5 protein-coding genes and 1 other RNA gene are annotated in these 5,604 nt (G+C 72.9%); 2 read left to right on the forward strand and 4 right to left on the reverse strand.

The window, feature by feature from the left end; genetic code table 11:
- Window positions 1–106: 106 nt before the first annotated feature.
- Both R7226_RS30795 and rnpB read left to right on the forward strand, forming a co-directional pair.
- Entirely contained in the window at window positions 107–895 is a 789-nt protein-coding gene (locus R7226_RS30795; RefSeq protein WP_318601370.1) for a MerR family transcriptional regulator, read from the forward strand.
- Between the two features lie 20 nt (window positions 896–915).
- Window positions 916–1,249, forward strand: an RNA gene (rnpB, locus tag R7226_RS30800) — RNase P RNA component class A.
- Window positions 1,250–1,285: 36 nt separating this feature from the next.
- On the opposite strand, the gene R7226_RS30805 is transcribed toward rnpB, so the two are convergent.
- The 4 genes from R7226_RS30805 to R7226_RS30820 are packed head-to-tail and all read right to left on the reverse strand — an operon-like array spanning window position 1,286 to window position 5,535.
- Window positions 1,286–2,662, reverse strand: a complete 1,377-nt coding sequence (locus tag R7226_RS30805; RefSeq protein WP_318601372.1) for a choice-of-anchor M domain-containing protein — start codon at window positions 2,660–2,662, stop codon at window positions 1,286–1,288.
- Between the two features lie 38 nt (window positions 2,663–2,700).
- Window positions 2,701–3,924 (reverse strand): GTP-binding protein, encoded by a 1,224-nt coding sequence (locus R7226_RS30810; protein WP_318601373.1) that lies wholly within the window; start codon window positions 3,922–3,924, stop codon window positions 2,701–2,703.
- Window positions 3,925–3,934: 10 nt separating this feature from the next.
- Window positions 3,935–4,783 (reverse strand): anchored repeat-type ABC transporter permease subunit, encoded by an 849-nt coding sequence (locus R7226_RS30815; protein ID WP_318601374.1) that lies wholly within the window; start codon window positions 4,781–4,783, stop codon window positions 3,935–3,937.
- Window positions 4,783–5,535 (reverse strand): anchored repeat-type ABC transporter ATP-binding subunit, encoded by a 753-nt coding sequence (locus tag R7226_RS30820; protein WP_318601375.1) that lies wholly within the window; start codon window positions 5,533–5,535, stop codon window positions 4,783–4,785. Before R7226_RS30820 ends, R7226_RS30815 begins: the two co-directional genes overlap by 1 nt.
- Between the last annotated feature and the right edge of the window lie 69 nt (window positions 5,536–5,604).

The raw sequence follows: 5,604 nt of genomic DNA on the forward strand, positions 1-5,604 counted from the left end.
CGGCCGACTACGGCGCCGCGCCCGCGCGGGCCGGCGCCGCACCCGGCGAGGTGGCGGCCGGCGCGCCCGCGCTCGCCGCGCGATGAGCGCCGGTACGCTTGAGCGCGTGGCCTCCGACCGCGCCGACCGCCCCGACCGCAGACGGCGCCGCACCCCCGCGAGCGACGATGAGCTGACGATCGAGCAGCTGTCGGAGCGGACCGGGCTGACGGCGCGCAACATCCGCGCCTACCGCACGCAGCGGCTGCTGCCGCCGCCGGTCGTGCGCAATGGCGTCGGCTTCTACGGCGCCGAGCACGTCGCGCGGATCGAGCGGATCCGGCAGCTGCGCGCGGAGGGCTTCAACCTGACCGCGATCGGCCGCCTGCTCGACGACGGCGACACGGCCGCCTCGCCGGAGCTGCGCGACCTGCGCCGGGTCGTCAGCGGCGCCTCCGGCGCCGAGCCGCCGCGGACGGTCGAGCCCGACGAGCTGCTGCGGCTGCTCGGCGATCAGCTGACGCCGGCGCTCGTGCAGCGCGCGACCGAGCTGGGGGCCGTCCGCGCGCTGCCCGACGGCCGCCTGGAGCTGCCGACGCCGGCGCTGCTCGACGCCGCCGCCGAGCTGACCGACCGCGGCATCCCGCTGGAGCCGGTGATGCCGGTCTTCGAGCTGGTGCAGCGCGAGTGCGAGACGATCGCCGACGCCTTCCTCGACACCTTCCACGAGCGCGTCTGGTCGCACTTCCAGGAGGCCGGCCACCCGCGCGCCCGCTGGGACGAGATCGCCGAGACGATCGAGCGGCTGCGGCCGATGGCGTCGAAGGCCGTGCTGGCGATCTTCCAGAGCACGATCGACGACGCGATCGAGCGTCGCTTCGGCGACGAGCTTGCACAGCTCGCCGAGCGCGGCTGATCGCGGTACGCTGGCGCCTGTCAGCCAAGCAGCCGCGGAGGTGCGACGTCTGCCTTCGAGGAAAGTCGGGACATCGCAGGGCAGGGTGGTCGCTAACGGCGACCCGGGGAAACCCGCGGGAAAGTGCCACAGAGACATACCGCCTACGTCCGCCGCTCGTTCGCGAACGGCGGGCCGGCAAGGGTGAAAAGGTGCGGTAAGAGCGCACCGGCGTCGCGGTGACGCGGCGCGTCCAGGCAAACCCCACCCGATGCAAGGCCAAGCCGGACCGTTTGCAGGTTGCCCGCCGAGGTCCAGGTCGGCCGCTTAGATGGATGGCTGCTCTTAGACAGGATCCCGCTTACTGCTGACTACGGAAAAGCCCCGCTCACGCGGGGCTTTTCTATTCCGTCAGCCGATCCGCAGCGAGACCGTCCGCGTGACCGTTCTGCCGCCCGTGCGGGCCGTCACGACGACGCGGTAGCGACCGGCGCCGAGGCGCTTGCCAAGCCTGACGCGGAGCGTGCGCGAGCCGGCCTTGACGACGCCCGCGGAGCCGCGCGAGACGACGCGCGTGCCGCGCAGCACGCGCACGGTCACGCGCGCTCTGCTGCCCAGCCTGACCGCGACGCTCAGCTGCCGGCCCTTCGCGCTGACGGTGCGCAGTGCCAGCGCCGTCGCAGCCGCTCTCCTGCCCGGCGACGCGGCCTGCGGAGCGTCCGTTCCCGGCGGCACGGCCGGCGGGACGGTGACGGGCGGCACGAGCACCGGCGGCACGACCACGGGCGGCTCGACGACCGGCGGCGTGACGACCGGCGGCGCGGCGACATGGAGCGTGACCGCCGGCGAGGTCGCCAGCGCCGCGTGCGAATCGCCGTAGAGCGTCACGCGGTAGTCGCAGCCGTCGTGCTCCAGCGTGGCGTCGAAGGCGTGCGCGCCGCCGCCGCCGACCTCGGTGAACTCGGTCGCCGACCCGCAGCGGGAGAACCAGTGGTAGTGGTCGAGGTCGGTCTGCGGCGTCTGCACCGCGGTCAGCTCGACGCGCTCGCCGGGCGCGTAGGGGTCGCGCAGGCCGGCGATCGCCAGCTCCGGCGCGGCCGGATCGTCGGGCAGGTCGGCGAGGTCGCCGACGAAGACGCGGTACTCGACCGAGCCGCTGCTGACGGCGCTGCCGCCGAGCGGCGTCCCGGAGACCTCGAAGCGGATTCTGTAGAGGCCCTTCGCGGAGAACAGCCAGTTGAAGTGCGCGTGCGTGGCGACGCCCATCTGCGTGCTGACCGGCAGCGCCTGACTGCCGTCGAGCTTCATCTGCGGCAGCCCGAAGGGACTGTCGTTGAAGATCTTCAGCCAGCCGGGGCCGCTGACGCTGATCAGTCTCCACGTCAGCGTGTCGCCCTCGAACACCCCGGCCGGGATCGACTCGCTCGACCAGCCGGCCCAGACGAGATCCGGGTTCTGCGTCTGCGGCAGCAGCCAGCGCGTCGCGCCCGGCTCGCCCCAGACGGCGTAGAAGGCGGGATCGAGCCCGTCGGGGATCTGCACCTCCGATTCGGGCTTGGCGTGCAGCAGCACGTCGCCGGGATCGCGCTCGACCTCGCCGGCCTCGCCGCTGTCGTCGTGCAGGCGCACGCTCAGTCTGCCGCCGGCCCACTCCGGCGCGATCGCGTCGACGTGGCCCACCGAGAGCACGTGCCGCTCCTGCGTCGGGAGGGCGGCGCCGGCGAGCGCCGGCGCGAGGGCGGCGGCCAGCACGGCCACCAGCCCGATCAGCAGTGCACGGAGCTTCACAGTCACGTCCTTGTCGATGTTCATGTCGTCGGGCCGGCCTACGCCGCGGAGCTGTCGTGCTCGAGCGCGGCGTTCGGCTCCCAGGCCGGGAAGGGGTCGTCGAGCAGCGTCCAGCCGTCGGGGCCGAGCGACAGCTCGGCGTCGCTCAGCAGGCAGTCGGCGAGGTCGGCCTCGATCTGCTCGCGGTCCATCTCGGTGCCGATGAAGACCAGCTCTTGCCGGCGGTCGCCGTAGGGACCGTCGGCCAGCTCGCGCAGCGCGTCCGCCCACGCCGGCTCGTCGGCCAGCTCGGCCTCGCTCAGCGCCGCGTACCAGCCGCCGGCGGCGCCGACCGTCAGCACCTTGCCGGCCTGCGACCACTCCGCCGCGATGTCGTGGCGGGTCGCCAGCCAGAAGAAGCCCTTCGCGCGCAGGACGCCCTCCCAGGGGCGGTTGAGTCGCTCCCACAGCCGCTGCGGGTGAAACGGCCGGCGGCTGCGGAAGACGAAGCTGGAGATGCCGTACTCGTCGGTCTCCGGCTGCTCCTCGCCGCGCGCGACCTGCAGCCATCCGGCCGCCTGCTCGGCCCGCTCGAGGTCGAAGCTGCCGGTGTCGAGCACCAACCGCAGCGGCACCTCGGCGTTGGTCGCGCGCACGATCCGCGCGCCGGGGTTGAGCGTGCGGACGATCGCCTCGATCCGCGCGACCGTGTCGTGGTCGACGAGGTCGCACTTGTTGACGATCGCGACGTCGCAGAACTCGACCTGGTCGACGAGCAGGTCGACGATCGCGCGGTCGTCCTCGGGGCCGAGGCCGACGCCGCGCTGGTTGAGGTCCTCGACGCCGTCGCACTCCTCCAGGAAGGTGGAGGCGTCGATCACGGTCACCATCGTGTCGAGCCGCGCGACGTCGCCGAGCGACTCGCCGGCCGCGTCGGCGAAGGTGAACGTCTCGGCGACCGGCAGCGGCTCCGAGATCCCCGTCGACTCGATCAGCAGCGCGTCGAAGCGGCCTTCGCGCGCCAGCCGCGCGACCTCGATCAACAGGTCCTCGCGCAGCGTGCAGCAGATGCAGCCGTTGGACATCTCGACGAGCCGCTCGGCGACGTGGTCGACGGCGGCGTCGCCGCGCTGCACCAGCTGCGCGTCGACGTTGACCTCGCTCATGTCGTTGACGATCACGGCGACGCGGCGGCCGTCGCGGTTGCGCAGCACGTGTTCCAACAGCGTCGTCTTGCCGGCGCCGAGGAAGCCGGAGAGGACGGTCACAGGGAGCTTTCTCATGCGCGGCAGGCTAGCAAAAATAGGACTGAGTCTTATTCTTGACCAGACGCCAGCACCACGCCAGCAGGAAGCAGCCGGTCAGCACGAGCACGATCGTGCCGCCGGTCGGGTAGTCCCACGACCACGAGATGTAGAGGCCGACGAAGGCTCCGAGGCCGCCGATCGCCGGCGCCAGCGCCATCATCACGCCGAGCCGATCGGTCAGCAGGCGCGCGGTCGCGGGCGGCGTGATCAGCAGCGCCAGCACGAGCACGTTGCCGATCGTCTGCACGCTGATGACGACCGCGAGCGTCACGAGCACGTACAGCACGAGGTCGAGCCAGAAGACCTTGATCCCCAGCGAGCGGGCCGTCTCGCGGTCGAGCGAGATCGTCACCAGCTCCTTGTGCAGCAGCAGCACGATCCCGAGCACGAGCAGGCCGGTGCCGGCGACGACGTAGACGTCCTCGTCGGGGATCCCCGTGATCGAGCCGAACAGAAACTGCTGCAGCGAGCCGGCGTACCCCGGCGCCCGCGAGATGATCACGATCCCGAGCGCGAAGGCGGCGACGAAGAAGACGCCGATGATCGAGTCCTCCTTCAGGCGGCGACTCTGCGAGAAGACCGCGACGAGGATCGCCGTCACGACCCCCGCGATCGTGCCGCCGACGACGAGACTGCCGCCGAGCACGAACGCGACCGCCAGCCCCGGGAAGACCGCGTGCGCGACGGCGTCGCCGATGAAGGCCATCCCGCGCAGCACGACGTAGCAGCCGACGACGCCGCAGACGATCGACGACATCACCGCGACGAGCAGCGCCTTCGGCAGGAAGGCGAGGTCGGGGTTGAGCAGGTCGGTGAGGAAGTCGGCCGGCGACATCACGCGGCCGCCGCGAGGATCCGCAGCAGCGGGCTGCGCTCGCCGATGCCGAAGGTGCGCTGCCACAGCGCGGCGTCGCCGGCCAGCTGCCGCGGCGCGCCGACGGCGACGACCGTCTGGTTGAGCAGCGCCAGCCGGTCGCAGCCGTAGATCGCGGCGGCGAGGTCGTGCGTCGTCATCAGCACCGCGCGGTCCTCGCGCGCCAGCGCCAGGAACAGCTCCGACAGCAGCTCCTGCGTCGGCATGTCGAGCCCGGTGAAGGGCTCGTCGAGCAGCAGCAGCGGCGACTGCAAGGCGAGCGCGCGGGCGACCAGCACCCGCTGGCGCTGCCCGCCCGACAGCTCGCCGACCGGTCGCGTGCGCAGCTCGGCCATGCGGACCCGCTCGAGCGCCTCGTCGACCGCCTGCCAGTCGGCGACGCCGGGGCGGCGCAAGAGGCCGAGCGTGCCGGTGCGGCCGGTCATCACCGCGTCCTCGACCGAGATCGGGAACTCCCAGGCGAACTCGTGGCGTTGCGGCACGTACCCGATCGGGACGCGGCCGGGCGCGGCCTTGCGGCCGTCGACCTCGACGCGGCCGCTGTGCGGGGCGAGCAGCCCGAGCGCGGCCCGCAGCAGCGTCGTCTTGCCGGCGCCGTTGGGGCCGATCAGGCCGACCAGCTCGCCGCGCTCGACCTCCAGCTCGGCGTCGCGGAGCGCGAGGCGGCCGCCGAGCCGGACGGACACGCGACGCACCGAGAGGGCGGCGCTCATGCGCGCGGCTCCGCGGCGGCGTCGCGGGCGCGGGCGCGGGCGCGACGCTTGGCGCGGCCGCCGCGCACG

Origin of the sequence: Conexibacter stalactiti (assembly GCF_033542075.1) — a bacterium.
Taxonomy (GTDB): Bacteria; Actinomycetota; Thermoleophilia; order Solirubrobacterales; family Solirubrobacteraceae; genus Conexibacter; species Conexibacter stalactiti.